Source organism: Bacillus sp. JK62, assembly GCF_053663455.1.
The window spans coordinates 123,339-149,911 of the sequence record NZ_JBSJQA010000001.1 but is presented as its reverse complement, the minus strand read 5'-3'; the positions used below and the strand labels follow the sequence as shown (position 1 = coordinate 149,911).

The 26,573-nt window shown below is 47.5% G+C and carries 24 protein-coding genes; 10 read left to right on the top strand and 14 right to left on the bottom strand.

Translation table 11 applies throughout. From position 1 onward, the window contains the following. Nucleotides 1-4: 4 nt before the first annotated feature. The 4 genes from iolD to iolA all read right to left on the bottom strand — a co-directional run bounded on the left by iolD (nt 5) and on the right by iolA (nt 5,311). Nucleotides 5-1,918, bottom strand: a complete 1,914-nt coding sequence (iolD, locus tag ACWJJ4_RS00755; protein ID WP_172615099.1) for a 3D-(3,5/4)-trihydroxycyclohexane-1,2-dione acylhydrolase (decyclizing) — start codon at nt 1,916-1,918, stop codon at nt 5-7. 24 nt (nt 1,919-1,942) lie between these two features. Further along, nucleotides 1,943-2,935 (bottom strand): 5-dehydro-2-deoxygluconokinase, encoded by a 993-nt coding sequence (gene iolC / locus ACWJJ4_RS00750; RefSeq protein WP_077723074.1) that lies wholly within the window; start codon nt 2,933-2,935, stop codon nt 1,943-1,945. A 23-nt stretch (nt 2,936-2,958) separates the two neighbouring features. Then, nucleotides 2,959-3,774: a 5-deoxy-glucuronate isomerase gene (gene iolB, locus ACWJJ4_RS00745; protein WP_015387476.1), complete on the bottom strand. Its 816-nt coding sequence runs from the start codon at nt 3,772-3,774 to the stop codon at nt 2,959-2,961. Nucleotides 3,775-3,847: 73 nt separating this feature from the next. Next, entirely contained in the window at nt 3,848-5,311 is a 1,464-nt protein-coding gene (gene iolA / locus ACWJJ4_RS00740) for a methylmalonate-semialdehyde dehydrogenase (protein ID WP_172615101.1), read from the bottom strand. A 443-nt stretch (nt 5,312-5,754) separates the two neighbouring features. Here iolA and ACWJJ4_RS00735 point away from each other — a divergent pair, with 443 nt between their 5' ends. The 3 genes from ACWJJ4_RS00735 to ACWJJ4_RS00725 all read left to right on the top strand — a co-directional run bounded on the left by ACWJJ4_RS00735 (nt 5,755) and on the right by ACWJJ4_RS00725 (nt 9,030). After that, entirely contained in the window at nt 5,755-6,510 is a 756-nt protein-coding gene (locus tag ACWJJ4_RS00735) for a DeoR/GlpR family DNA-binding transcription regulator (protein WP_004393223.1), read from the top strand. A 77-nt stretch (nt 6,511-6,587) separates the two neighbouring features. Beyond that, complete coding sequence (locus ACWJJ4_RS00730; protein ID WP_454021355.1) at nt 6,588-7,520, top strand: aldo/keto reductase; 933 nt, start codon at nt 6,588-6,590, stop codon at nt 7,518-7,520. A gap of 121 nt (nt 7,521-7,641) precedes the next feature. Beyond that, nucleotides 7,642-9,030, top strand: coding sequence for a sugar porter family MFS transporter (locus tag ACWJJ4_RS00725; protein ID WP_004393218.1), 1,389 nt, complete (start codon nt 7,642-7,644; stop codon nt 9,028-9,030). A gap of 41 nt (nt 9,031-9,071) precedes the next feature. Here the strand turns inward: ACWJJ4_RS00725 and htpG are convergent, their stop codons facing one another. Then, nucleotides 9,072-10,952 (bottom strand): molecular chaperone HtpG, encoded by a 1,881-nt coding sequence (gene htpG, locus ACWJJ4_RS00720; protein WP_454021354.1) that lies wholly within the window; start codon nt 10,950-10,952, stop codon nt 9,072-9,074. 171 nt (nt 10,953-11,123) lie between these two features. Next, entirely contained in the window at nt 11,124-11,372 is a 249-nt protein-coding gene (locus ACWJJ4_RS00715; RefSeq protein WP_046560159.1) for a hypothetical protein, read from the bottom strand. A gap of 128 nt (nt 11,373-11,500) precedes the next feature. Here ACWJJ4_RS00715 and ACWJJ4_RS00710 point away from each other — a divergent pair, with 128 nt between their 5' ends. After that, nucleotides 11,501-12,322, top strand: coding sequence for an SDR family oxidoreductase (locus tag ACWJJ4_RS00710; RefSeq protein ID WP_046560160.1), 822 nt, complete (start codon nt 11,501-11,503; stop codon nt 12,320-12,322). Nucleotides 12,323-12,381: 59 nt separating this feature from the next. Here the strand turns inward: ACWJJ4_RS00710 and ACWJJ4_RS00705 are convergent, their stop codons facing one another. From ACWJJ4_RS00705 to ACWJJ4_RS00690, 4 genes are all read right to left on the bottom strand, one after another. Further along, a complete protein-coding gene (locus ACWJJ4_RS00705) occupies nt 12,382-12,981 on the bottom strand; it encodes a response regulator transcription factor (RefSeq protein WP_102422101.1) in 600 nt (199 codons plus the stop codon). Beyond that, complete coding sequence (locus ACWJJ4_RS00700) at nt 12,978-14,114, bottom strand: sensor histidine kinase (protein WP_004393210.1); 1,137 nt, start codon at nt 14,112-14,114, stop codon at nt 12,978-12,980. The genes ACWJJ4_RS00705 and ACWJJ4_RS00700 overlap by 4 nt, the downstream gene beginning before the upstream one ends. Nucleotides 14,115-14,236: 122 nt before the next feature. Then, entirely contained in the window at nt 14,237-15,286 is a 1,050-nt protein-coding gene (locus ACWJJ4_RS00695; RefSeq protein ID WP_015418577.1) for a fatty acid desaturase, read from the bottom strand. A 221-nt stretch (nt 15,287-15,507) separates the two neighbouring features. After that, on the bottom strand, nt 15,508-16,665 hold the full coding sequence (locus ACWJJ4_RS00690; protein WP_015418578.1) for a TetR/AcrR family transcriptional regulator: 1,158 nt from the start codon (nt 16,663-16,665) through the stop codon (nt 15,508-15,510). A gap of 141 nt (nt 16,666-16,806) precedes the next feature. Here ACWJJ4_RS00690 and ACWJJ4_RS00685 point away from each other — a divergent pair, with 141 nt between their 5' ends. Then, nucleotides 16,807-18,144: an aldehyde dehydrogenase family protein gene (locus ACWJJ4_RS00685; protein WP_004393206.1), complete on the top strand. Its 1,338-nt coding sequence runs from the start codon at nt 16,807-16,809 to the stop codon at nt 18,142-18,144. A 31-nt stretch (nt 18,145-18,175) separates the two neighbouring features. On the opposite strand, the gene ACWJJ4_RS00680 is transcribed toward ACWJJ4_RS00685, so the two are convergent. Next, entirely contained in the window at nt 18,176-19,396 is a 1,221-nt protein-coding gene (locus tag ACWJJ4_RS00680; RefSeq protein WP_109955233.1) for an outer membrane protein assembly factor BamB family protein, read from the bottom strand. A 130-nt stretch (nt 19,397-19,526) separates the two neighbouring features. After that, nucleotides 19,527-19,946 (bottom strand): DUF5391 family protein, encoded by a 420-nt coding sequence (locus tag ACWJJ4_RS00675; RefSeq protein ID WP_094247348.1) that lies wholly within the window; start codon nt 19,944-19,946, stop codon nt 19,527-19,529. Nucleotides 19,947-20,088: 142 nt separating this feature from the next. On the opposite strand from ACWJJ4_RS00675, the gene ACWJJ4_RS00670 reads away from it, so the two are divergent. From ACWJJ4_RS00670 to ACWJJ4_RS00660, 3 genes are all read left to right on the top strand, one after another. Continuing rightward, a complete protein-coding gene (locus ACWJJ4_RS00670; RefSeq protein WP_326374924.1) occupies nt 20,089-20,400 on the top strand; it encodes an ArsR/SmtB family transcription factor in 312 nt (103 codons plus the stop codon). Nucleotides 20,401-20,478: 78 nt separating this feature from the next. Further along, nucleotides 20,479-21,645 carry an MFS transporter gene (locus ACWJJ4_RS00665; protein ID WP_146283914.1) on the top strand — a complete coding sequence of 389 codons (1,167 nt, stop codon included), beginning with the start codon at nt 20,479-20,481 and terminating at the stop codon, nt 21,643-21,645. Nucleotides 21,646-21,714: 69 nt separating this feature from the next. Beyond that, complete coding sequence (locus ACWJJ4_RS00660) at nt 21,715-22,170, top strand: RDD family protein (protein WP_454021353.1); 456 nt, start codon at nt 21,715-21,717, stop codon at nt 22,168-22,170. Nucleotides 22,171-22,206: 36 nt separating this feature from the next. On the opposite strand, the gene ACWJJ4_RS00655 is transcribed toward ACWJJ4_RS00660, so the two are convergent. Beyond that, nucleotides 22,207-22,893 carry a VOC family protein gene (locus ACWJJ4_RS00655; protein WP_102422104.1) on the bottom strand — a complete coding sequence of 229 codons (687 nt, stop codon included), beginning with the start codon at nt 22,891-22,893 and terminating at the stop codon, nt 22,207-22,209. Nucleotides 22,894-23,191: 298 nt separating this feature from the next. Between ACWJJ4_RS00655 and ahpC the strand changes: the two genes are divergently transcribed. Together ahpC and ahpF are read left to right on the top strand one after the other, a co-directional pair. Further along, on the top strand, nt 23,192-23,755 hold the full coding sequence (gene ahpC, locus ACWJJ4_RS00650) for an alkyl hydroperoxide reductase subunit C (RefSeq protein ID WP_004393188.1): 564 nt from the start codon (nt 23,192-23,194) through the stop codon (nt 23,753-23,755). 13 nt (nt 23,756-23,768) lie between these two features. Continuing rightward, complete coding sequence (gene ahpF, locus ACWJJ4_RS00645) at nt 23,769-25,298, top strand: alkyl hydroperoxide reductase subunit F (RefSeq protein ID WP_021494656.1); 1,530 nt, start codon at nt 23,769-23,771, stop codon at nt 25,296-25,298. A 42-nt stretch (nt 25,299-25,340) separates the two neighbouring features. Here the strand turns inward: ahpF and ACWJJ4_RS00640 are convergent, their stop codons facing one another. After that, nucleotides 25,341-26,573, bottom strand: coding sequence for a Fic family protein (locus ACWJJ4_RS00640; RefSeq protein ID WP_102422106.1), 1,233 nt, complete (start codon nt 26,571-26,573; stop codon nt 25,341-25,343).

Below are 26,573 nucleotides of genomic sequence, written 5' to 3'. Positions count from 1 at the left end.
CCCTCTAGTACTGCTTCGCAGACTTCAGCTTCATCTCTTTCGCTTCGTATGCCCGCTGAACGCTTTCCTGCTCCGACACTTCCGCCACGCCGACATGCCACCAGCTGTCATAGCCGTCCGTCATCGTTTTCGGCAGAACCTTCATTTCAATTAAAGTGGATACCTCTTGCGTTTTCGCATCTTCAAGCGCCGCTTTCAGTTCTTCAACCGTATTGGCTCTGTATGTTTTAGCGCCGTAGCCCTCTGCCACCTTCGCGTAATCAACGTTTAAAATCTGATTGTCCTCTGTGCGGAACTCGCAGAAATAGCTGCCGCTCCCGTGATCCATCTGCAGGTTGTTGATACAGCCGAACCCGGAGTTGTCAAAGAGCAGGACATTGATTTTTTTGTTATATTGAAGCGCGGTAATCAGCTCTGAGTGCAGCATCAGAAAGCTTCCGTCGCCGACGAGTGAATAGACTTCTTTGTCGGGATGAGCCAGCTTGAGGCCGAGCGTGCCCGATACTTCATATCCCATGCAGGAATAGCCGTACTCCAGATGGTACGTATTCGGGACATTGGAATGCCACAGCCGCTGCAGATCCCCCGGAAGAGATCCCGCCGAACTGATGACGACGCTGTCTTCAGGAATCGTGTCATTGATGGTCAACAGCGCCGTTGTTTGCGGCAGCTCAGTCTCGAGCGCGTCGGCATACTCGTTTAACACGTCCTGTGAGAAATGGTTTTTAATTTCCGGCTTGAACGCGTCACGTGTAAAAGTGATCTTGCCGAGCCGGTCCCGTTCAGCCAGCCATTCATCTTTCCAGTCTTTAATCGCCGTGCCGAATGCACTTTTATATCCGTCTAATAAGCCGTGCAGCCTGCCGAGCGTCACTTTCGCATCGGCTACGACCTGAAACGCGTCAAGCTTGTATGCCTGCATGCGGCTGACGTTGATATTCAAAAATTTTGCTTTGTCAAAATCAAACGCTGTTTTCGAGGATGTCGCAAAGTCCGTGTACCGTGTGCCGACACCGATGATCAGATCAGCCTGGCGGGCGGCTTTGTTTGCGGCGAGTGTGCCCGTGATGCCCATGCCGCCCAGATTGTTGGCGAAATCGGCTTCAACCGTTGACTTGCCGGCCTGCGTTTCGACAAGCGGAATGCCGTATGTTTCAGAAAGCGCGATTAATTCCTCACGCGCGCCGGAGTACTTCGCGCCGCCGCCCACCAAAATGACGGGACGGCTGCTCTCCTTAATTCTCTCCGCGGCGCCTTTCAGTTCACGCTCGCTCGGCTGCATCCGATCAATGTAATGAACACGTTTTTCAAAGAAGCTTTCATCAAAATCAAATGCTTCTCCCTCTACATCCTGAGAAATGCAGATGGTCGCCGGGCCCGCTTTTGCCGGATCTGTCATCACTTCAAATGCCCGGATTAAGCTGCTCATCAGCTGCTCGGGGCGGGTGATGCGGTCCCAATAGCGGGACACGGGCTTTAACGCATCGTTTGTTGTGACGGCGGCGCTGTATTCCTGCTCCACCTGCTGAAGCACCGGGTCAGGCTGCCTCGTCGCAAAGGTATCGGCCGGAAGCAGCAGCACCGGAATATGATTGGCCAGCGCCGTACCCGCGGCAGCCGTCAAGTTAGCGGCACCCGGACCGACCGATGTCGATACCGCGTAAATTTTTCTTCTCAGCATCTGCTTGCTGTATGCCATCGCGGCATGCGCCATGCCTTGTTCGTTTTTGCCTTGATAGACTTTCAGGTGCCCGGCGTCCTGCTCGAGCGCCTGCCCGATCCCCAACACATTTCCATGGCCGAAAATCGTGAAGATGCCCTCAACGAACGGCTCTTCTTTTCCGTCAACATGAATGTACTGCCGGTTCAAGAATTGAATCAGCGCTTGTGCTGTCGTTAAGCGAATGGTATTACCCACAAACGATCCCACCTTTTATACGTTCTATTTACCGTTAAGACTGTGCTGCGCTTCAATCAGTTCGATGATTTCACCGGCAGCCGGCATTGCTTCTGAGGAGCTGTGTTTGCTGACGACGATGGAAGCGGAAGCGCTCCCGTATTTTAAAGCCGTTTCAATATCCCGGCCGCTGACAAGTCCGTAGATGAAGGCTGACGCATAGGAATCACCCGCTCCGAAGGTCTTCAGCACCTTTGTTTTATAGGCGTGCGCCCGGAAAACTTCCCCCGATCTGCTGTATGCGTATGATCCGTCAACGCCGTGCTTAATGACGACAAGGTCGGCGGCGTGCGCAAACAAATGGCGGACGGTTTCATCGTTATTTCCGCCGCTGCGGTTTTCCATTACGTCAAATTCGTCACGCGTACCGATGACGATATCGGATTGTTCCGCAACCAGCGTGTAGTACACGGCTGTTTCTTCTGCCGATTGCCATGTATACGGACGGTAGTCGAGCTCAAACACGACTTTTACGTCATGTTTTTTTGCGATTTGCACCGCTTTTAAGACGGCTTCGCGCGACGGGCTTTTCGCAAGCGCCGTACCTGATACGAGCAGCATTTTCGCGTTTGCGATGTAGCCTTCATTGACTTCGGATGGCTCTAGATGCAAATCCGCCACGTCATCCCGGTACATCAGAATGCTGCACTCTTCGGGACTGAGAATTTCCGTAAAAGCGAGCCCCGCTTTGCGCCCTTCTCTGTCAACGGTCATTTGTGACGTATCAACGCCCTTTTCCTGCATATAAGAAACGATAAATCTGCCGTGCTGGTCATCCGGGATTTTGCCGATAAAACCGGCTTTTAATCCGAGCTTAGCGCTGCCGATCGCAATATTTGCCGGGGAACCGCCGACATATTTAGAAAACGTCATCGTTTCTTCCATCGGCCGGTTGTATTCCGCCGCGTTCAAATCAATACACGCGCGTCCGATCGCGACAATATCAAACTCTTTTTCTTCATTAAACGTATATTTCATCGTTATCTGCCACTCCTCACTTGTCAGCGTTCCAGAATCCATTCATGGGCCGGATCATTATGAAACTTCCATTTTCGTGTCGGTCCCGCCATGACATTCAGGTAGTAAGAGGTATACCCGTCCGGAACACCAACCGGGTGATAGCCCGCCGGCACGATGACAACGTTTTCATTTTCTGCGGTCATCGTCTCGTCAATCGAGCGGTCGTCCGTGTACACACGCTGGAAGACAAATCCCTGCGGCGGGTCCGTTTCATGGTAATAGGTTTCTTCTAAAAAGGATTCAGCCGGCAGATTGTCTTGGTCATGTTTATGAGGCGGGTAGCTCGACCAGTTGCCGCTGTCCGTGTAAACTTCAACAACGAGAAGGCTGTTTGCCGATGGATCTGAATCGGGGAGAATGTTATGAACGGTTCGTTTGTTTGCCAGCTTGCCGCGATGTTCCACACCGTTGTCTTCCGCTTTAATCAGCTTTGTCGGAAGCTGGTGTTCGGACGGAGAGTAGCACAGCGCGACCCTCGCCCCGCTGACGGCTGTGATTCCAAAAGAGCGGTCATTGGACACATAAACGCTGTCCGTCGGTTTTCTATCAAATACGCTTTCACGGGTGCCGATGCTTTCAAATGTCTGATCATAATCAGTGACGGTAACTTTTCCCGTTACCGCAACGATGCAGCACTCCGTCTTTTTCAAATCTTCTGTATATGTTGAGCCGGGAGCGAGATCAACGACTTTAAATCCGACATATTTGAGGTCTGAATTGGCTGAAGTGACGTCATGTATGATGGTCACGCCTTGAGAAATCTCATCGGCCTGCGGTTTGCGCAGCAAATGACTCATGTTTATTCCTCCTTAATGGATGGTAAAAGAAAACCCGGACGGAATCACAAAGCCGGACGGGCCGGCTGTCTGATCAATTGAAGTCAGGAGACGGGTATCGTGCCGTCACGACTTTTTTACGTGTATAGAAGTCGACGCTGTCTTTTCCGTTTGCGTGCAATGTGCCGAAGAAAGAAGACTTCCAGCCCGAGAACGGGAAGAATGCCATCGGCGCCGGGACGCCAAGGTTGATGCCGAGCATTCCCGCGTCAATATTCTCACGGAAGTAGCGGATCGCGTTCGCATTTGACGTGAACAGGCAGGCGCCGTTCGCAAATTCAGACTGGTTGGCGATGTCAACCGCTTCTTTTAAATTTTTCACACGCATGACCGACAGAACGGGCGCAAAGATCTCATCTTTCCAGATCGTCATATCCGTCGTCACGTTGTCAAAAATCGTCGGTCCGACGAAATAGCCGTCTTCCGTTACATGTTCACGGCCGTCACAAAGCAGTTTCGCTCCTTCTTCGATGCCTTTTTCAATATAGCTGTGCGTGCGGTTTTTGTTGTCCTCGCGGATGACCGGTCCCAAAAATACGCCGTCATCCAGTCCGTTTCCGATCTTGATGTCCGCTGCTTTTTCCTGTAATTTCGCCATAAACTCATCGGCGATTCCCTCTTCAACCGTCACGACCGCGCATGCCATGCAGCGCTCTCCTGCCGAACCGAATGCCGCGCCGATAATGTTTGTGACCGTATCTTCAAGGTGGGCGTCATTTAACACGATCGTATGATTTTTCGCTCCCGTTAACGCCTGCACGCGTTTCAAATGTTCGCTGCCTTTTTTGAAAACATACTCGCCGACAGGTTTTGAACCGACGAATGAGATGGCTTTAATCTCCGGATGCTCAAGAATGCCGTTTACGACGTCATGCGCGCCGTGCACGACATTGAAGACACCCTTCGGCAGACCGGCCTGTTCAAACAGCTCTGCCAGTTTTTCCGTTAACAGCGGCGTGCGCTCAGAAGGCTTCAGAATGAAAGTGTTTCCTAACGAAATCGCCATCGGAAACATCCAGCACGGGACCATCATCGGGAAGTTGAACGGTGCGATACCGCCGACCACCCCGATCGGATAGCGGTAATTCGCCGCCTCTACATCCGTCGCGATAGAGGCAAGTGAATCGCCCATCATGAGTGACGGCGCTCCCGCTGCGAATTCGACGTTTTCAATTCCGCGTCCCACTTCACCGAGTGCTTCTGTCGTGTTTTTACCGTTTTCCAAAGTGATCAGACGGGCAAGCTCTTCTTTGTTCTGCTGGAGAAGCTGCTGATAGTTAAATAGAATTCTCGCACGGCGCGGCACCGCCGTCTTCGACCATGTTTGAAACGCTTCTGACGCTGAGCGGACGGCGTATTCCACATCCTCCCGTGTAGAAATCGGAACCTGGCACATCACTTCTTTTGTCGCCGGATTGACAACGTCTTCATATTGATCTGTCTTACTTTCAACCCATTCACCATTGATGTAGTTTTTCAGTTTTCTGATCTCTGCCATTCTCATTGCCTCCTTAAATAGTAAACATCCTGTCAGCTGGATAATAACGGATGAATATATTCATCTTTTACATATAAAAGACATGAATTAAACGCTTACAAATGCTAAAATGATGGTGAATCCCAATCTTTCCATGTAAAAGTTGGTCATGTGACGGATAAAGCAAACGATTACATCTTTCAATTTTGATTTTACAGGTTATATTTTGGTCATTTCTTGGTTACATTGTAAGCCCAACACACCTTCAAGTCAATCTAAAAAATCAAAATTTTTTCATTATTTTTATCATACTTTTTTTAAGCGGGAAAACAGGAACTTGGCGAACCGTGTCGAATCGTACGGTGGGAACCCTCTTTTTTATCATTTGTTAAGTAACTATTGATTAACTCTTGGTGTTTATTATATATTTTAATTACTTTAAGAATTCTAGAAGGAGTTTTTTTATGAAACTGATGCGGATTCAGGAGATGGAAGAATACATTCTCAAACACGGAGCCACTTCGCTGGATGAGCTGTGCGAGGTATTCAACGTCTCTAAAAACACGGTCAGACGCGATATTAATAAGCTTGCGGAAAAAGGGGTGATCAAAAAGGTGTACGGCGGCGTGACGTCAGCAGAAAAATCTGTGCTCGTCCCTTTTGAGAACCGCACCATTCAACATCAGGATGAAAAAATCAAAATCGCCCGCTATGCGTCGCGGTTTATCGAGGATCACGATCTTGTATTTATTGATTCCGGCACGACGACCAAATCGATGCTGGAGACGCTTGACCCGGATAAGAATGTAACGGTGTTGACGAACAGCCTTGATATTATTAACGCCGCTTCATCCATGAAAAATATCGACCTGATCATCATCGGCAATAACTACAAGCGGAAGACAAGGTCGTTTGTCGGCATTGATGATCCGAGCACCCTCAATAAATACAACATTAACAAGGCGTTCATGTCCGCTACCGGGACAACGATCACCCACGGCCTGACGAATTCCGATTTACTGGAATACGAGGTGAAAAAGAAAATTTCCGAAAAGGCGAACGAAGTGTATCTGCTCGCGGATCATTCCAAATTCGGCAAATCCACGCTTTTGACATACGCGCCTTTCGACCGGCTTCACAGCATTGTCACTTCTCAGCAGCTCGATGAGGAATATACGAAGTATTGCCAAGAGCACCAAATCGACATTCACTTGGCATAGCGTTATAGTTAATAGAGAACGCTGCCGTATTTTCCCGGCAGGCGCTATGATATCCAATTTTTTCAGGGGGCGAAAACATGAGCAAAGTAACAATCGGCAAAACTGACCTAAAGGTATTTCCGATCGGTTTGGGAACAAATGCGGTCGGCGGACACAATCTCTATCCGAATCTGAATGAAGAAACGGGAAAAGAATTGGTCCGGGAAGCGATTAAAAGCGGCGTTACCATGTTAGATACTGCCTATATTTACGGTGTGGGCCGTTCTGAAGAATTGATCGGCGAGGTGCTGAAAGAATATAACCGCGAGGATGTCTTCATCGCCACAAAAGCCGCTCACAGAAAAGAAGGCGATGACTTTGTTTTCGACAACTCACCGGCCTTTTTGAAACAATCGGTCGAAGACAGTCTGAAACGCCTGCAGACGGATTACATCGATTTATTCTACATCCATTTCCCGGATGAGCACACGCCGAAGGACGAAGCCGTTCAAGCATTGAATGAGCTGAAAAAAGAAGGAAAAATCCGTTCCATCGGCGTATCCAATTTCTCTTTGGAGCAGCTGAAAGAAGCCAATAAAGACGGCTTAGTCGACGTGGTTCAAGGAGAATACAACCTGCTGAACCGTGAGGCGGAAAAGACTTTCTTCCCTTATACAACAGAACACGGCATCTCATTCATTCCGTACTTCCCGCTCGTATCCGGACTGCTGGCCGGCAAATACGACGAGAACACAACCTTCCCGGAAGGCGACCTGCGCAATGATCAGGCGCATTTCCAAGGGGAGCAGTTTAAAGAAAACATCAAAAAAGTCAACCAGCTCAAACCGATTGCTGAAAAGCACAATGCCGATACGGCGCATATCGTGCTTGCCTGGTACTTGGCGAGACCTGAAATCGATATCCTGATTCCGGGCGCCAAACGCGCGGATCAATTAAAAGACAACATGAAAGCAGCCTCCATTACGCTATCTGCTGAAGAAATCGCGTTTATTGATAAGCTGTTTTCCTAAGAAAAAAAAACACGCCTTTTTGAAAGGGCGTGTTTTTTTATGTTTATATTTTTCTCTTCGGGGAATGAAATAGTTATCTAAATAAACTATTATGCGTTCCAAAAGATGAGGAGGATCATCTGTGAAGAAAAACACCAAAAAATACCTGATTTACTTTTTCGGAGCATTGGGCGGGCTGCTTTACGGCTATGACACCGGTGTGATTTCAGGGGCTTTGTTATTTATTAACAATGATATTCCTTTAAACACACTGACCGAGGGATTGGTCGTCAGCATGCTGCTGCTCGGTGCGATTTTCGGGTCCGCCTTAAGCGGGACATGCTCTGACCGATGGGGCCGGAGAAAAGTGGTTTTCGTCCTTTCACTCATTTTTATTATCGGCGCGCTTGCCTGTGCGGCTTCGCAAACCGTCACTATGCTGATTATCTCCCGTGTCATTCTCGGGTTAGCCGTCGGAGGCTCAACGGCGCTGGTTCCCGTTTATCTATCTGAGATGGCGCCGACAAAAATACGCGGAACGCTCGGCACATTGAATAACTTAATGATTGTGACCGGAATTTTACTCGCATATATTGTGAATTACATATTCACCCCGTTTGAAGCTTGGCGCTGGATGGTCGGTCTCGCGGCAGTACCGGCGGCGCTTTTATTAATCGGAATCGCGTTTATGCCGGAATCTCCGAGATGGCTCGTCAAACGCGGCCGTGAGCAGGAAGCCAGACAAGTCATGGAAATGACTCACGACAAAGAGGATATCGCCGTTGAATTGGCGGAAATGAAACAAGGAGAAGCTGAGAAAAAAGAATCTACGCTCGGCTTGCTGAAAGCAAAATGGATCCGTCCTATGCTGCTGATCGGGATCGGCCTCGCCATCTTCCAGCAGGCGGTCGGGATCAACACGGTGATTTACTATGCGCCGACCATCTTTACAAAGGCCGGACTCGGCACTTCGGCGTCCGTTCTCGGCACGATGGGCATCGGTGTCTTAAACGTCATCATGTGTATCACCGCCATGATCTTAATTGACCGGATCGGCCGGAAAAAACTGCTGATGTGGGGAAGTGTCGGCATTACCTTGAGCCTGGCGTCACTATCAGCCATTCTCCTTCTGGCCGGCCTGTCAGCTTCAACAGCTTGGCTGACCGTGCTGTTTCTCGGAATCTATATCGTCTTTTATCAGGCGACATGGGGTCCCGTCGTATGGGTTCTGATGCCGGAGCTGTTCCCGTCAAACGCACGCGGAGCCGCAACCGGATTTACGACATTGATTCTGTCGGCAACCAACCTGATCGTTTCGCTGGTATTTCCGCTTATGCTGAGCGCCATGGGCATCGGCTGGGTGTTCGGAATATTCTCAGTCATCTGCCTTACATCCTTCTTCTTTGCCGCTTACATCGTTCCTGAAACGAAGGGCAAAAGTTTAGAAGAAATCGAAACGCACTTGAAAAAACGGTTCTCCTTAAAGAAGCGCAGCAAACAAAATCAAATTCTTAAACAGCGCACACTGTAATCAAAAAAGGAATCGCCCCGCCGGGCGATTCCTTTTTGGCGTCATACCATGACTTTGCAGATATCATTCGTAAACTCGACCGGATCATGGATCGGCAGCCCTTCAATCAGAAGCGCCTGATTGTACAGCAGGTTTGTGTACAATGCAAGCTTTTCCCGATCTTGTCCGTGCGCGTTCTTTAACGTCTCAAACACTTCGTGATTCGGGTTGATTTCCAGCACTTTTTCCGCTTTGACCTGCTGGCTGTCAGGCATGGCGTTTAACACTTTCTCCATTTCGATCGTCACTTCGCCGTCTGTCGCAAAGCAGACCGGATGAGATTTTAAGCGTTTTGAGGCTCTGACATTCTTGACTTTATCCGCAAGAATCTCTTTCATGCTTGCGAACAGGTCTTTATATTCGTTTTCTTCGGCTTCAGTCTGCTTATCATCTTCGTCACTGTCGATGCCTAAGTCGGCGCTTGAGACGGATTTGAACTCTTTTTCCTCGTAGCTTGTCAGCATTTTGATCGCGAATTCATCAATATCTTCCGTGAAATATAAAATCTCGTAGCCTTTGTCCGCCACCATTTCAGTTTGCGGCAGCTTTTCAATCCGCTCATATGAATCGCCGGACGCGTAATAGATATATTTTTGATCCTCAGGCATTCTGGACACATATTCGTCCAGAGTGACGAGCTTTTTCTCCTTAGATGAATAGAAGAGAAGCAGATCTTTTAAGACGTCTTTATTCGCGCCGAAATCATTATAGACGCCGAATTTCAGCTGTCTGCCGAAAGATTCATAGAAAGATTCGTATTTTTCTCTTTTGTTCTTCAGCAGGCTCTTCAGCTCGGCTTTGATTTTTTTATTGATGTTTTTCGCAATCAGCTTCAGCTGGCGGTCGTGCTGCAGCATCTCTCTGGAAATGTTCAGCGACAGATCCTCAGAGTCCACCATGCCTTTTACAAAGCTGAAATGATCCGGAAGCAGGTCGGCGCATTTGTTCATGATCAGCACGCCGTTGGAATACAGCTCCAATCCTTTTTCGAATTCCTTCGTATAATAGTCAAACGGCATGTTTTCCGGAATAAACAAAATCGAATTGTAGCGCACCGCTCCATCGACGCTGATGTGCACGTGGGTCAGCGGTTTATCGAAGCCATAATGCTTTTCAGCGTAAAAAGCCTCGTAATCCTCATCCGTCAGCTCGCTTTTGTTTTTTCTCCAGATCGGCACCATGCTGTTGACCGTCTGTTCTTCCTGAACTTCTTCAAATTCGTTCTCGCTGCCCTCTTTCGGCTTGTTGACCGTCTCTTCCATTTTGATCGGGTAGCGGATAAAATCAGAGTACTTTTTCACGATCGCTTTGATGCGGTAGTTTTCTAAAAACTCATCATAGCTTTCATCTTCTGTGTTTTCTTTTATTTTCAGGGTGATTTCCGTACCGACGGTTTCCTTGTCACACGGCGCGATCGTGTAGCCGGCGGCCCCTTCCGACTCCCATACATACGCCTCGTCACTGCCGAGCGCCTTACTTTTCACCGTGACTTTATCAGCCACCATAAACGCCGCATAAAATCCGACGCCGAACTGGCCGATAATGTCATGGCCGTCTTTCGAGTCATTTTCTTGCTTGAAAGCGAGTGAACCGCTTTTCGCAATCGTGCCGAGATGCTGTTCAAGCTCGTCTTTTGTCATCCCGATACCGGTATCTGTGACGGTGAGCGTTCTCGCTTCTTTGTCCGCCGTCACTTTTATATAGTAATTGTCTTGATCAAACGTTAATGAATCATCGGTTAACGCCTTGTAATAGATTTTGTCAATCGCATCGCTCGCGTTGGAAATTAACTCGCGGAGAAAAATTTCCTTCTGCGTGTAAATGGAGTTAATCATCATGTCCAGCAATCGCTTGGATTCTGCTTTAAACTTTTTTTTCCGCACTTCAGATCTCTCCTTTAATTATGCTTTGATGTTATGTAAAATCTTTTCAGCATCTATTTATCATATACAGTGACAATTGTCAACTAGGATTAGCAGATGCATATATTGTAAATTTAACATGTTAATGGATTCATTTCACCCATTTTATCAATAAAAAAGAGAGAATGTTGATCATCCTCTCCTCTCTGCTTCTTTCCGGCGGCCGAATTCCTTCTTCATCCATATGTATGACGGGTAGAAAAACAAACTAAATAAGATAAGAGATCCTAAGTTTCGCAAAGACTCATGCAGAACATTTCTTACAGTGAGAGGAAACGTGATGTCCTGAAACAGAATAGAGATAACGGTGTAAATCGCAAATCCCATAGGAACAATGGCATAACAATAAAACGCTATCTCCTTCTTATGCTGTATCTTCAAAATATGTAAACCTCCCAATGATGTATATACATAATATTAACATATTTATTAGGTATTTAGAAAGAAACCTCCATATGTTTATCCCCCTATTCAGCGGGAACAGTTATAAAAAAAGGAGGCATCGCAATATGGGAAGATTAACAGACAAAACCGCAATCATCACAGGGGCCGCGACAGGCATCGGACAAGCGACGGCACGGGTTTTCGCCGATGAAGGCGCCCGCGTGATCTGCGGTGACATCAATGAAAGCGAACTGAATGAAACCGTCAGCGCCATCAGAAAAAACGGCGGAGAAGCAGAAGCCTTTCACCTTGATGTATCAGACGAAGAAAACGTAAAGTCTTTTGCGGACGGCATTCAGCAAAGGTACGGAACAATTGATATTCTGTTTAACAATGCCGGTGTTGACCAAGAGGGCGGCAAAGTCCATGAATACCCGGTCGAGCTTTTTGACCGGATCATCGCCGTCGATCTGCGCGGCACATTTTTGTGCAGCAAATACCTGATTCCGCTCATGCTCGAAAAAGGAGGCTCCATCATCAACACCTCCTCCATGTCCGGCCGGGCCGCAGACCTTGACCGCTCCGGCTACAACGCCGCAAAAGGCGGAATCACGAACCTGACGAGAGCGATGGCCATTGATTACGCCAGAAGCGGAATCCGCGTCAATTCCTTATCGCCGGGCACAATTGAAACGCCGCTCATTGATAAATTGGCAGGCACGAAAGAAGACGAAATGGGCGAGGCGTTCCGTGAAGCCAACAAATGGATCACGCCGCTCGGCCGGCTCGGAAAACCGGAAGAAATGGCGGCTGTCGCGCTCTTCCTCGCTTCAGACGACAGCTCTTACGTCACGGGAGAAGACATCACCGCAGACGGCGGCATCATGGCATACACTTGGCCGGGGAAAATGCTGATTGATAAGAAGTGGAAGGAAGAGACGGAGTGACGATAGATAATAAAAAAAGCCAGTGTAAAAAAACACTGGTTGAACAAGCTGAGGGCGGGTTACTTAAACCAGCCCTTTTCCTTTGATCGGGTAATGGCTTCAATTCGATTTTTTACTTCTAGTTTATCCAGAATCATCGAAACGTAATTGCGGACTGTGCCGCTTTTGATGCTGAGGGCGTTTGCGATTTCTTTCGTGTTTTTTCCGTCTGCGACAAGCTCGAGCACCTCTTTTTCCCGTTCGGTCAGCGGGTTTTCTTCACTATAGATGTCCTCCATTAATTCAGGTGCGTAGACGCGTCTTCCTTTCATGACGCTGCGGATGGCGCTGACGAGCTCATCGCTCGGGCTGTCCTTGAGCATGTACCCGCTGACGCCTGCTTTTAGCGCCCGCTGAAAATAGCCGGAGCGGGCAAAGGTCGTCAAAATGATGATTTTCACATCGCTGTCCTTGAGTTCTTCTGCCGCTTCAAGACCTGATTTCCCGGGCATTTCGATATCCATCAGACAGATGTCGGGCGCATGTTTTTCCACGAAATCGATGGCATCCTGGCCGCTTGTGCCTTTGCCGACAACCGTCATATCCTCTTCTAAATTCAACAGCGAACCGAGTGCGCCGAGCAGCATTTGCTGATCCTCGGCAATGAAGATGTTGATCATCTGCTACCATCCTTTTCTTTTGATTTTGAATCATTCGGGATTCTCATGGTCAGCTTTGTTCCGGCGGCTGTATCGATGGCTAAACTGCCGTTTGCGAATTCAAGACGTTCCCTCATTCCAAGCAGGCCGTGCCCCTTTGAAAAAAAGCGGTCTTCTCTGCATTGAAAGCTGCCGTCGTCTTCTACCGTAATGACGACCTCTTTCCAAAGCTGCTGAATGGTGATGCGGCATACTTTGGCGCCGCTGTGTTTCACGACATTGGTGACGGCTTCTTTAATGCACATGCTGACGATGTTTTCGTTCAGCAAAGAGATATGTTTGGGCGCTTCTTTTTCTTCATACACAAATTCAATTCCTGCCGCTTCAAGAATTTGCCGAACATTGCCGAGCTCATCCTTCAATCGGATGCCTTTCATCGATGAGACGATTTGTCTGACCTCATTTAAAGAGGTGCGGGCCGTCTGCTGCACGCTTTTCAGCTCAGCGCGGGCCTGTTCAGGGTCCTTGTAAATCAGCTTTCGGGCGAGGTCGCTTTTCAGTCCGATTAAGGAGAGCTTTTGTCCAAGTGTATCGTGAAGGTCCCGGGCGATGCGCTGCCTTTCTTCCAGCTTCACAAGATCGGCAATTCGCTCATTTGCATATTCTAATTTCTCCTCAAGGCGCTCCCGTGCCTTTCTGCTTCGAATGCTGAGCGGAAGCAGGATGGCACTGATCAATGTAATGACGATAAACGGAATTTGTGTCAAAAACCACTCTTTTTTCAGAACAAGGCTGAAGTTGACGGCAACCGCCGCACTGATGATATGAATGTAATATAAGATGTAAAATGGAACTTTGTCTCGGATATGGCCGATGAAGTAGGCGATAAAGAAAGCGAAATAAATATAACTGAACAGCATGGCTGAGCCGGTCGAAATGCCGATCAGAAGAAGCGCCCATAAGTAAAGCGGCCAGCCTTTTGCAACAAATGCAAAGCGGTATGCGCCAAAGAAAACGAGCGTGAAAATGATGCCGGCCACGATGACGAAGGTAGAAGAGCTTTTAAAAATAAAATAAAAAGGCAGGATGAAAAAAATCGTCCATATATAAGGAGAAATCCCGTTCAGTTTTTGAAATTTAAAATACTTCTTCATCTTTGTTCCACCTTCTGCTGCTTGTGTCTACCATCACTTTATCAAAACACCGCCTTCATTGCACCCTCACGCATGAAGAGAAGGCTCTTTCTGATAAGAGAAAGAGCCAGCCGTGCGCCGTATCAGGCATTTTTCTTTAAAGGTTCTTTCGGCACCGGATGGGGCGCCGGTGTTTTCCGCGCCTCCCGAAAGGTGACAAACTGCTTTTCGTCCTCATCCCACAGACGGAATTTCATGGATTCAAGACTTGTTTTAAGCGTAATGGTCGGTACGTTTTTTAAAGGCTCGTGCCCCTCATGAGCCGCTTCCAGCTTGTAGTTCGGCACTTTCGGGCTTAAGTGGTGGACATGATGGTAGCCGATATTGCCCGTCAGCCATTGCAAAAGCTTCGGCAGCTTGTAAAAGGAGCTTCCTTCTACCGCGGCCTGCACATAATCCCAATGCTCATCGGCTTCAAAATAAGAATCCTCAAACGTGTGCTGAACATAAAAGAGCCAGACGCCGATTGACCCCGAAATAAGGAAAATCGGACCCTGAACAAGCAAAAAGTTTTCCCAGCCGACAAGCAGGCACGTCGCAGCAGCCAATAAGACAATCGCCGCGTTCGTGAAATAGGTGTTCCAGCGCTCCTTGCGGCGGGCGCCTTTTACATTGAAACGGTTTTTAATCAGAAATACGTAAATCGGACCGAGAATAAACATAATAAACGGATTGCGATAAAGTCTGTAGCGTATTTTTGTCCAGGCTGACGCTTCGTTGTATTCCTTGACGGTCATCATCCAAATATCGCCGGTGCCCCGTTTATCTAAGTTGCTGCTTGTCGCATGATGAATGGAGTGGCTTCGCTGCCATTGAAGGAACGGAAACAGTGTCAGAACACCTGAAATAAACCCGAACAGCCGGTTCAGCTTCTTTTGTTTGAAAAAGGATTGATGGCAGCAGTCGTGGAAAATAATAAAGATTCTTGTCAAAAATCCCGCTGCTATAACAGTACAGGCGAGGGTCAGAAGATAGGAGATATTGAGGCTGAAGTAAGCAAGAAACCAAAGGGCAAAAAACGGCACAAACGTGTTGAAAAGCTGAATGATACTATGCTTTGTATCGGCGCCGGAAAATGCGGCAACCTGCTTTTTTAAAGACGCTTGTTTTTGAGTTGCGGCGTGATTGATCATGAATGTCATGTCCCTTCTTTTTCATTATGATCCCAAGTATAACGGGGCGCCAGACGCTTTTGTAGTAGCAGCCATCATGCCCCGAATATGACATTTGTCATGTTTGGCGGCAGAATGCTGATCAGGCGCCATATGGAAGGTTTCTTTCATATCGGCACTTCTCAAAGAAAACAGCAAAAAAGAACCCGGCCTGTTTTCGGCCGAGTTCTTTTTCATCATCCTCACAGCAAAATCACCCGATACTTCTTTACATCCAAAAACTGCAGAAACTCCCGGGCCAGCATATCCGGCGCGTGGTCTTTTCCTTCATGAAGACGATATTGAATCAGGCCGACGAGCATGGACGCGACATAGTATGCATAGAGCTTTTTGCCCGCCTGAATGTGCAGAGGCTGATGAAGATAAAACGATTGCAGCGCTCTGAACATTTCCGGGATGACGTCAGGCACTTCGGAACCCTCTCTCAGAAAATGAACGAGCGGAAGGCCGTCCGACAGTGCCGAAAAGAGACGGACGAGCGCGGCTTCCGCTTCTTCCACGGAGCAGTCGGCAGGGTCTCCTTTTACCGTCAATAATCCGATCAGATCCCGGCATGATTGATGGATGATCGTTTTCAGCAATGCTTCTTTGTTGGCGTAATGGTCATAAAAAGTGGCACGGCGGAGGTTGCTTTGACGGGCAATATCGGAAATCGTAATCGCCGCGTACTCTTTTTTTTCCGCCATTAAGCCGATCATGGCTTCTTGCAAGGCCTGCCTCGTTCGGGTCACCCGGCGGTCGGCGGGCTTTTTTTCTTCTTGTTCCGGCACCCGGCGGCCAAACAGCCAGTAAAACCGTTTTTGAGAAATCAAATCCCACACCTGTCCGCTGATTTCTTCCGGGGATGCCCCGGGCTCCTCATTCAGCCAGTACAACACAATGGCATACGTGTATAACGCGCGGTAATGAATGTACATATCCTGTTCAGTCGGTGAGAAATCCGCATTGACCGGTGACAGCAGCACATCATGCCGGAACACATCTTTTAAAAAAGCATGAAAGTGAAAATACGGCATTTTATGACGGTCCATCATCGTTTGAAAAAACACCCGATGCCGGTCAACAAAAGACAGTGTCGGATGCACTTTTTGCCATCCGCCCTGTAAATGAAGCACATCTTTATTCTTCAGCGAATCATACAGCGCTTCGCTCAGCCCGTCTTTCATTTCTTCCTCTATATCCTCTAAAATCGCATATTTATCTTCGTAATAAAGGTACAGTGTCCCCCGGCTCACGTGCGCCCGTCCGGCGATGTCCTTCATGGTCACACGGCGGATATCCCGCTCTCCAAGCATGGCCAAAAGCGCTTGTTTGATGTCATTTGTCACAGAATCCGGCATAAGAGACACTCCTTTCATTAGACAGATCACGGCAATTTGTACGGTAACGTATAGATGCGTTTACGCTGTCTTTGCCGCAAAATCACATCACATTATAATAGGCCCTGAAGAAACAAAAAAGCAACCAGAGGAGGAAGACCGATGGATCAGCATATAAAAGCAGACATCAAACGCGTCTTTGCGCTTCAGAAAAAAAATCAAAAAACGCTGCGTGCTTCAACAGCCGGGCAGCGCAGAGAAAAGCTTCAGCGCTTTTTAGATGCCGTCACCGCACATGAAGAAGAAATCATCGAGGCGATCAGACGGGACGTCCGCAAGCCTTATCATGAGGTGAAAAGAGCGGAAACGCAGGGAACAATCAAGGCGATTAAAGATAATATGAACAATCTCGACACCTGGATGGCGCCGAAACGCGTCGGCTCATCCGTCAGCCCCGATGCTGACGGCGTATTAATGTACGAGCCAAAAGGCCTTACCTTAATTCTCGGCCCATGGAATTATCCGTTTATGCTGACGATGGCTCCGCTTGCGGCTGCCATTGCGGCGGGAAACAGCGCGATTGTGAAGCTGTCCGATTTTACGATGGAGACGAGCCATATCGCCGCGACAGTTATTCGCGAGGCATTTCACGAAGAAGAAGTCGCCATTTTTGAAGGTGAGGTCGATGTCGCGACAGAACTGCTCGACCAGCCGTTTGACCACATTTTCTTCACCGGAAGCACAAATGTCGGTAAAATCGTCATGACGGCAGCGGCGAAGCATTTGTCGTCCGTCACGCTTGAGCTTGGCGGAAAGAGCCCGACGATCATCGACAGCGGCTATGATTTGATGGACGCGGCGAAAAAAATCGCCGTCGGCAAATTTGTCAATGCGGGGCAAACATGTATCGCTCCTGACTATCTCCTTATGAAGGAAGATGTACAGGACACCTTTACAGATCTTCTCCAGACCATTGTCAATGCAGGTTTTATGGAGGATGATCATACGGTTGACCGCAACAAATTCACGCAGATTGTCAACGACCGCAACTTTAACCGTGTCAAAGCCCTGTATGATGATGCCATTGAAAAAGGGGCGAAAACGGCGTTCGGCGGCGTATTCGATGCGCATGACCGCACGATTTCTCCGACCGTGCTGACAAACGTCACGCCTGATATGAAGATCATGCAGGAAGAAATCTTCGCACCGATTCTGCCGATTATGAATTACGAAGATATCAGTGAAGCCGTTGATTACATCACTGAACGGGACAAGCCGCTTGCCTTGTATGTATTCAGCCATAATCAGGAGCTGATCGATTATGTTCTGCAGCATACGACGTCCGGCAACGCTTCTGTCAATGATGTCGTCGTTCATTTCACTGACGTCAACCTTCCGTTCGGCGGTGTCAATACGAGCGGGATCGGTTCATATCACGGTGTGTACGGCTTTAAAGAATTCTCTCATGAAAAAGGCGTATTTATTCAAGCCTCTAAATAAAAAAGAATCCGCGCACGCGGATTCTTTTTTATTATTTTTTTGCCCCGAATGCGAGCAGTTTCGTATAAGTGCCGACATAAAGCGTACCGTCTTCAGCCAGAACCGGGGAGGAAATGACATTGCTGTCTGTTTGATAGCGCCATTTTTCATTACCGTCAGCGTCAACCGCATAGACATTTTTATCGTCAGAACCGAAGTACACATTGCCGTCCGCATCAATCAGCGGCGCCGTTCTCACAGGCCCGTCCGTATAGAAAGACCAGTTCATATTACCGGTTTTGCTGATGGAAAACAGCTCGCCGCTTCCCGAACCGATATACACATTGCCGTTATGGTCGATCGCTAATGAAGAGCTGGAGAAACCGTTTAACGGGAACGTCCACTTTACAGCACCCGTTGATGTATAGGCGTATAAGTTGCCGTCCTGATTTCCGGCGTAAACGGTGCCGTCTCTATCAATAACCGGATAACCTTTAAACCCGTTGGACGTCGTTTTTGACCATTTCACTTGGCCCGTTCCGGAATTGATCGCGTAAAAGATATTATTATACGTTGCCGTATACAGAGTGCCGTTTGATGCTAACACGGGAGCGGAACCGACCACGCCGTTTGTTTTAAACTTCCACTTCTGCGTCCATGTCGAAGGCGACGTCGGTTTAATCGCATAGATATAGTTATCCAGCGTCGACACATACAGCGTGCCGTCAGAGCCGATAGCCGCATCGGAACTCGGCGCTCCGCTCAGCGGAACCGATGTTAAAATGTTTCCGGTTTCTTTGTCGATGAAATACAGTTTTTTATCGTGAGAAGGAAGATAAATGACACCGTTTGTTCCGAGCACCGGAGTCAGCGTATAGGTCGTCCCGAGGTTTTCCGTCACCCATTTCACAGTACCGTCCGAATGATACGCCGTCAGCTTCCCGTCCTTTGATTGAATAAATACGGTGCCGTCCCCGTCAACCGCGGCTCCCGCACCGTTTTGAGGGGTGGCCGGAACATTCTTTTCCCATTTTAACGCGCCATCGGCAGTGCTTGTAAACCGACTTTCTCTTGACCAGTTGAACATCGTCGGAGACATCGCCTGCGCGTCATACCGTCCCGCCAAGAAACCGGATGCCGCATGATTTTGTTTAAATACCGTTTCCGCAGCTTGAGCAGCGGCCGGATGCAGCCATTTTGCCCCCGGCAGATCAGAAACCGCCCCCACAGATAAAGCCGCAGCAACCGCAGCGCCGGCCGCCAATGTTTTCATTCGCAATGAAGCTGTCTTTTTTTTCAATGTCAGTTCCTCCCGTTTCTATTAAAAACTGCTATACCGCTTTCATCATACCATAATCACCCTATGAAATATTTGTATTTTTGGTAGATTTATAGAACAAATGTCACATAGCCTGCTGATGCTTCGGGGATGATCGAAACGCAGCAATATACCACACCACATTGACGATGAAAGCCGCGCCTGACCAAACGAAAAGGCCGTAATAAAGAGACAGCTCCTGCCCTAAGGAAATTGCGGTCAATAACGCCACCAACAAGACAGCCGCGCAAATGATAAGCCCGATTCCGCAAAAAACGGCCATGATGATTTTCATGCCACGAACACCGAGAATATACATAATGAGCGGGACCGCATATATAACAAGGATCTGGCCGACGGCGGCCCACATGCCCGCGGAATTAAAACGATTCGCGTTCGGCCCCGTTTCTGAAAGCGGAGAAAGCGAGACGAGGACCGGCAATAAACAAAACATCAGAGCGGAAAGCAAGGTCACCGCAACCGCACCTTTTTTCTTTTGATTCATGTGAATATCCTCCTGACAATAACCCGGCTTTTTTACCGGTAATCTGATAATATGTTATATTTTAGCACGATATTTAGTTATTTTGAGAATGTTTTGTTAAAAATGAATTTACAAATCCAGAAAAATAGATATAATAAACGTTATGGAACCGATATTGATTCATAAAGCGTTATCTAACAAAACACGAAGTGATATTATGACGTGGCTTAAACACCCGGAAGACCATTTTGTTGAAAGGCCTTATCTTGAGCAGGGACTCAGTTTCCGCACCGGAATTTGCGTCGGTGATATTCAGGCAAAGTCAGGGCTTGCGCAGTCCGTCATCTCCAGCTACCTGCTGACCATGCAAAAAGCCGGCCTGCTGGAATCTGAACGAATCGGAAAGTGGACCTATTACAGAAGGAACGAAAAACAAATTAAAGCCTTTGCTGACTATGTTCAGCACCAGCTATAACCATGAAAGGAGGGCTTTTTTTGTTCTAACATATCTATTTTTCTGTATATGTAGTTATAAAAGGAGGCATACATAACAATGAAAAAAAGCAGTTCCATCTTCATTCTATTTTTGGCATTAGGGGTTTTCGGAATTATCACGACCGAGATGGGCATTATCGGCGTTCTTCCGCAAGTGGCGGACAGATTTCATATTTCTGCTTCAAAAGCGGGATGGCTTGTCAGTATTTTCGCGTTCATCGTCGCTGTGTCGGGACCGTTTTTGACCTTGCTTGCTTCAGGTATAAACCGGAAATACATTCTGCTTTTAGCGGTGCTGATGTTTGCCGTTTCAAATGCGGTCTACGCGTATACGGCGCATTTCAGTGTCATGATGGCGTTTCGGATCATTCCGGCTTTATGCCACCCGGTGTTCTTTTCTGTAGCGCTTGCGGCCGCGGCCCGGCTTGTCCCCGCCGGCCAATCCGGAAAAGCCGTAACGAAAGTCTTTTCAGGCATCACCGCCGGCTTTGCGTTCGGCGTGCCTTTCACGTCTTATCTGGCGGATCGTCTCTCCCTTGAAGCCGCCTTCTTATTCGGCGCTATCATTAGTCTCATCGCGTTCACGGGCATTCTTCTCTTTTTGCCATCCATGCCGGTCACAGAAAAAATGTCTTTCAGAAGCCAGCTCGGCATTCTTCGCAAACCGGCTTTGTGGCTCAATATCGCTGCCGTCACCTGTCTCTTTGCGGCCATGTTTTCTGTCTACAGCTATTTTGCGGAGTATCTCGGACAGGTGTCCCATATGAACGGCACATGGGTCAGCTTCATGCTGATGAGTTTCGGGGTGATTATGATAGCCGGGAATTTCGTCTTCGGTGCTTTGTTATATAAAAATATGAAAAAGACTGTCATCCTGTTTCCGCTTCTTTATACAGCCGCCTACTTGCTCATATACGGGTTTGGGACGTCTTTCGCGCCGATGGCTGTCCTCGTCTTCGTATGGGGCGCCGTTCATTCCGGCGGTCTCATTGTCAGCCAGACATGGCTTACTGCGGAAGCAAAGGAGGCGCCCGAATTCGGCAACAGCCTGTTTGTCTCTTTTTCCAACCTCGGCATCACCATCGGAACGGCGGCGGGCGGCTGGTTTATTTCACATTTGGGAATCCATCAGCTGATGTGGTGCGGCATCATGTTTGCCCTTCTGGCTTTCGGGCTGATCATGGGACGCTTGGCATGGGGAAAGAGGCTGCTCGCAGAAGCCTAAGCTCCGTTGCAAAATCCGGAATGATTACGTATAATATTCCAGATTAAAGCAAGGGAGAGAAAAAGATACATGGAAAGACCGGCAGGATTTTGGATTCGGTTTCTGGCTTACGTCATTGATCAAATCATCATAGGAATTCCGATTTTTATCATTCAATTTATGGTCTCTTTTTTATTTGCGGCAGGCGTTGCGGCGGCTGACCCCTTCATGACCAAAAATCAGTTTAACATCTCTTTTCTGGTGTTCGGCGTCATTCCGATTCTTGTGAGCTCTATTGTGATCAGCATCTTATATTTCAGCCTGCTCACAGCCTCAAAGATGCAGGGGACCCTGGGAAAAGCATTGCTCGGCCTTAAGGTCGTCAATGAAGATGGCGGACGCATTTCCATCGGCCAGGCCTTCGGACGCGCTTTCGCCTATATCATATCCAAGCTCATTCTTTATATCGGATTCATCATGGGTGCCTTCGGAGAGAAAAAAACGCTGCACGACATCATGTGCAGCACCCGGGTTGTTTATAAATAATGTCCCCAAGTCCGGGCCTTTTGAGCCCGGGCTTTTTTATGACGGCTGTGCCCTCCTGATGTCAATGCCGCCTTCTCCGTCAGCCTCAATGCGGATCGTCCCGTTCACAATGACAGACAGCGGATGGAACTCCGCATGCTGATCAGAAAAAATCCAGCGGCGGCCGCTCGGCCCTAAAAGCAAAAACGCCCCATCATTGTAATCACCCATAAAATGAAACCCGTTTTCACTAAGAGGCGCATGCTTTCTCACCGGAATGCCGAAACGCTGCAGCTCCTTCCCCGTCGATACCACCTCGGCAGCCGTCAGATTCACCTCGCCGATATTAAGGACGGACTCAATCGAAAAACGTTCCGCGCTTGCCGGCGATGTGCCTCTCGCGATGAATTCCGCCAGATTGTTGGACGGATCTTTAAAATAAAAGGAACGCGCCTGAATATGAGAGAAATACACCTCATCCTCCCCATCTTCCGTTTGAAAAACGACTTTATCCTTTATCCACGCCTTCGCCTCATCAAAACGATTATTCGGAATATTAAACGCGAAATGATACGTCGGATGAGAGTGAGAATCGGCGCGCCTGAATTCCAACTCACTTTCTCCCGCCTTGATGGTAAACGAATCACCGGACTCATCAATTAAAGGAAAACCTAACACCCGTTCATAGAAGTGTTTCGTCTCCTCCAACGCACAACTGTACAAAGTAATGTGATTTATTTGCATGATCATACCCCCTTTGGTTTATACTGCCATATAGAGGGGTTGATTCCTACTGTTTCGATTCACCAATTGAGAATCCCCCTTTCGCCCGGCGCTACACATGACAAGCAGCGCCAAACCGCTTATACCAGGCGTTATTAAATGTCTAAAGCAAAAAAAGCAGAAAATAATACCCCATATAGCTTGACAAAAAATAAATGTTATTTAATAATCTATATATAATTAGAATTATTATTGAAAGATAAAGTGAATGCTTTGTCTTTTTAATATATTTCAAATCACATTTCAGGAGGAAGATATTATGTCTTTAATCGGAAAAGAAGTACTGCCATTCGAAGCAAAAGCTTTCAAAAACGGTGAATTCATCGATGTAACAAACGAAGATTTGAAAGGTCAATGGAGCGTTTTCTGCTTCTACCCAGCAGATTTCTCTTTCGTTTGCCCGACTGAACTTGAAGATCTTCAAGGACAATACGCTGCACTAAAAGAATTAGGTGTTGAAGTATACTCTGTTTCTACAGATACTCACTTCGTACACAAAGGCTGGCATGACAGCTCTGAAAAAATCGGCAAAATCACTTACGCAATGATCGGTGACCCATCTCAAACGATCTCCCGCAACTTCGACGTTCTTGACGAAGAAACTGGTCTTGCTGACCGCGGAACATTCATCATCGATCCTGATGGCGTTATTCAAACAGTTGAAATCAATGCAGGCGGTATCGGCCGTGACGCAAGCAACCTAGTAAACAAAGTAAAAGCAGCTCAATACGTTCGTCAAAACCCAGGTGAAGTCTGCCCGGCTAAATGGGAAGAAGGCGGCGAAACACTTACACCTAGCCTTGATTTGGTAGGTAAAATCTAAGGAGTGCATTCCATTGGTACTTGATGCAAATATCAAAGCACAATTAAATCAATACATGCAGCTAATTGAGAACGACATTGTTCTCAAAGTAAGCGCCGGTGACGATGACACTTCTAAGGATATGCTGGCTCTCGTTGACGAACTGGCTTCCATGTCATCTAAAATTTCAGTTGAAAAAACTGAATTAAACAGAACACCGAGCTTCAGCGTTAATCGTACCGGAGAAGACACAGGCGTTACATTCGCCGGTGTTCCTCTCGGCCACGAATTTACATCATTAGTGCTGGCATTGCTTCAAGTCAGCGGCAGAGCGCCTAAGGCTGATCAAAAGGTCATTGACCAGATTAAGAACATCAGCGGAGAATACCGCTTTGAATCTTATATCAGCCTGACGTGCCACAACTGCCCTGATGTCGTCCAAGCATTAAACATGATGAGCGTGCTCAACCCGAATATCACACATACAATGATTGACGGCGCGGCATTCAAAGAAGAAGTAGAAAGCAAAAACATCATGGCTGTTCCGACTGTTTTCTTAAACGGTGAATCTTTCGGCAGCGGCCGTATGACCATCGAAGAGATTCTCGCGAAAATGGGCAGCGGCGCAGATGCGTCTGAGTTTGCCGACAAAGATCCGTTTGACGTTCTTGTTGTCGGCGGCGGACCTGCCGGCGCAAGCGCGGCGATCTACACGGCGCGTAAAGGCATCCGCACCGGTGTCGTCGCTGAACGCTTCGGCGGCCAGGTACTCGACACCATGAGCATCGAAAACTTCATCAGCGTCAAAGCGACTGAAGGACCGAAGCTCGCTGCAAGCCTTGAAGAGCACGTGAAAGATTATGATATTGACGTCATGAACCTTCAGCGCGCGAAACGCCTTGAGAAAAAAGACCTCTTCGAACTTGAACTTGAAAACGGCGCTGTACTGAAAAGTAAAACAGTGATCCTTTCAACAGGTGCCCGCTGGCGCAATGTCAACGTACCTGGTGAGCAAGAGTTCAAAAACAAAGGTGTTGCATACTGCCCGCACTGTGACGGACCATTGTTTGAAGGCAAAGACGTAGCCGTTATCGGCGGCGGAAACTCCGGAATCGAAGCGGCGATTGACCTTGCAGGTATCGTCAATCACGTGACTGTGCTGGAGTTCGCGCCTGAACTGAAAGCAGACGAAGTCCTGCAAAAACGTCTTTACAGCCTGCCAAACGTCACTGTGCACAAAAATGCACAAACGAAAGAAATCACAGGCGACCAAAACGTAAACGGCATTACGTTCGTTGACCGTGAAACAGGCGAAGAAAAACACGTTGAACTCCAAGGTGTATTCGTCCAAATCGGTCTCGTGCCTAATACAGAATGGTTAGACGAAACCGTCGAACGCAACCGCATCGGCGAAATCATCGTCGATAAGAGCGGCGCGACAAGCGTTCCCGGCCTATTTGCCGCAGGGGACTGCACAGACGGCCCGTACAACCAAATCATTATCTCCATGGGATCAGGTGCAACTGCCGCTTTAGGCGCATTTGATTATTTGATCCGGAATTAATGTGAAAGCCGCCATTCATATGGCGGCTTTTTTAAATATGAATTAAGAAGGCAGTATCTCCTCTAAACAATCCTCGCTGATTTTATAAGATTTTGGCCTTCTGCTTACGAGCTCAACAAATCCTTGCTGTTCTAAATAATCCATTACTCTGTTAATTTTATGTCTCGATTTATTTGAGAGCTCCATTAAATCTTGCACCGACAGCGTAACCTGATCATTTACAAATACATTAATCGTGATAATGATATTAAAAATATCACGTTCATCTTTATAATCAGCCCATTGATCGCTATCAATATAGTTCCTAATTCGTTTCAGTTTCATTAAATTAAATTCAAGATCCTCAATAATCCCTTTTTGTCCTGACAGAAGCAATTCCAGCATATCCATTAAATAAAAAGTCAGCTCTCCCCGGTTTAAAGGTGCGGGAATTTCCTCTAATGCCTTATAATACTTATCTTTGTTCTTATTAACTGCGTAAGAAAAAGTGATGGCTGAATATTTTTCTAAATATCGGGACAAATAACTCCCAACGATAAGGCGTCCTGTTCTTCCATTGCCGTCATAAAAAGGATGAATGTATTCATAGTAGTAATGAGCTGTCATGTAACGATACAGCTGAGGATGTGTTTCATCATGAAGATAAGCAATTAAAGCCTCAAGCGCTTCTGTTATCTTCTGTTCAGAATTGACGCCGATATGGGTGGTCATGTTCCCATCGTTCACTTCAACATAGCCTTTTCTGAACAGCTCACCATCCGGCGCATCTTCTGCTCCGATTTCATCTGCGACCAGCTCGTCGTATAATTCCCTAAAGTCATGAATGCTTGTAAACGACGGAATTCGGTCTATAAATTGATATGTTTTCATCAATCCGACAAACCGCTTATGTGAGGGCTCGGATTGTTCTAACGCTTTAAGAGCCTCTTTCAATTCTTTTTTTGTACTGCGAATTCCTTCAATTTCATTATTACTCTGTGCTTCATTAATAATTAATTTATCAAAATAAGGTTTGACGGCAAATTCGGGGAGCTGACTGATAAGGGATGAAATTTTGGAACTGTTTAACAACACTTCATTATTCAGCTTCATGAGACTATGTGTATTTACATAGAATAGCTCAAATGAATCGTCCGTGGGTCGGCCTTTTCGGAACCCCCGTATGTTTAATGATGTTGAATAACTGCCATAGCTGCTCGTTCTCTTTTTAAATTCTTTCTCATATGAATCAGCATCCATTTTATAAAAAAGCTTAGATAACTTCTCATACTTCAT

Excerpts from the sequence above, each read along its gene's own strand:
- ACWJJ4_RS00675 (WP_094247348.1), bottom strand. The coding sequence starts at position 19,946 with ATGAATCAAAAGAAAAAAGGTGCGGTTGCGGTGACCTTGCTTTCCGCT.
- ACWJJ4_RS00695 (WP_015418577.1), bottom strand. The coding sequence starts at position 15,286 with ATGATCAATCACGCCGCAACTCAAAAACAAGCGTCTTTAAAAAAGCAG.
- ACWJJ4_RS00710 (WP_046560160.1), top strand. The coding sequence starts at position 11,501 with ATGGGAAGATTAACAGACAAAACCGCAATCATCACAGGGGCCGCGACA.
- iolB (WP_015387476.1), bottom strand. The coding sequence starts at position 3,774 with ATGAGTCATTTGCTGCGCAAACCGCAGGCCGATGAGATTTCTCAAGGC.
- ACWJJ4_RS00640 (WP_102422106.1), bottom strand. The coding sequence starts at position 26,573 with ATGAAGTATGAGAAGTTATCTAAGCTTTTTTATAAAATGGATGCTGAT.
- ACWJJ4_RS00700 (WP_004393210.1), bottom strand. The coding sequence starts at position 14,114 with ATGAAGAAGTATTTTAAATTTCAAAAACTGAACGGGATTTCTCCTTAT.
- ACWJJ4_RS00660 (WP_454021353.1), top strand. The coding sequence starts at position 21,715 with ATGGAAAGACCGGCAGGATTTTGGATTCGGTTTCTGGCTTACGTCATT.
- ahpC (WP_004393188.1), top strand. The coding sequence starts at position 23,192 with ATGTCTTTAATCGGAAAAGAAGTACTGCCATTCGAAGCAAAAGCTTTC.
- ACWJJ4_RS00735 (WP_004393223.1), top strand. The coding sequence starts at position 5,755 with ATGAAACTGATGCGGATTCAGGAGATGGAAGAATACATTCTCAAACAC.
- ACWJJ4_RS00670 (WP_326374924.1), top strand. The coding sequence starts at position 20,089 with ATGGAACCGATATTGATTCATAAAGCGTTATCTAACAAAACACGAAGT.
- ACWJJ4_RS00665 (WP_146283914.1), top strand. The coding sequence starts at position 20,479 with ATGAAAAAAAGCAGTTCCATCTTCATTCTATTTTTGGCATTAGGGGTT.
- ACWJJ4_RS00655 (WP_102422104.1), bottom strand. The coding sequence starts at position 22,893 with ATGCAAATAAATCACATTACTTTGTACAGTTGTGCGTTGGAGGAGACG.
- ACWJJ4_RS00680 (WP_109955233.1), bottom strand. The coding sequence starts at position 19,396 with ATGAAAACATTGGCGGCCGGCGCTGCGGTTGCTGCGGCTTTATCTGTG.
- ACWJJ4_RS00690 (WP_015418578.1), bottom strand. The coding sequence starts at position 16,665 with ATGCCGGATTCTGTGACAAATGACATCAAACAAGCGCTTTTGGCCATG.
- iolA (WP_172615101.1), bottom strand. The coding sequence starts at position 5,311 with ATGGCAGAGATCAGAAAACTGAAAAACTACATCAATGGTGAATGGGTT.
- ACWJJ4_RS00705 (WP_102422101.1), bottom strand. The coding sequence starts at position 12,981 with ATGATCAACATCTTCATTGCCGAGGATCAGCAAATGCTGCTCGGCGCA.
- ACWJJ4_RS00685 (WP_004393206.1), top strand. The coding sequence starts at position 16,807 with ATGGATCAGCATATAAAAGCAGACATCAAACGCGTCTTTGCGCTTCAG.
- ACWJJ4_RS00730 (WP_454021355.1), top strand. The coding sequence starts at position 6,588 with ATGAGCAAAGTAACAATCGGCAAAACTGACCTAAAGGTATTTCCGATC.
- iolC (WP_077723074.1), bottom strand. The coding sequence starts at position 2,935 with ATGAAATATACGTTTAATGAAGAAAAAGAGTTTGATATTGTCGCGATC.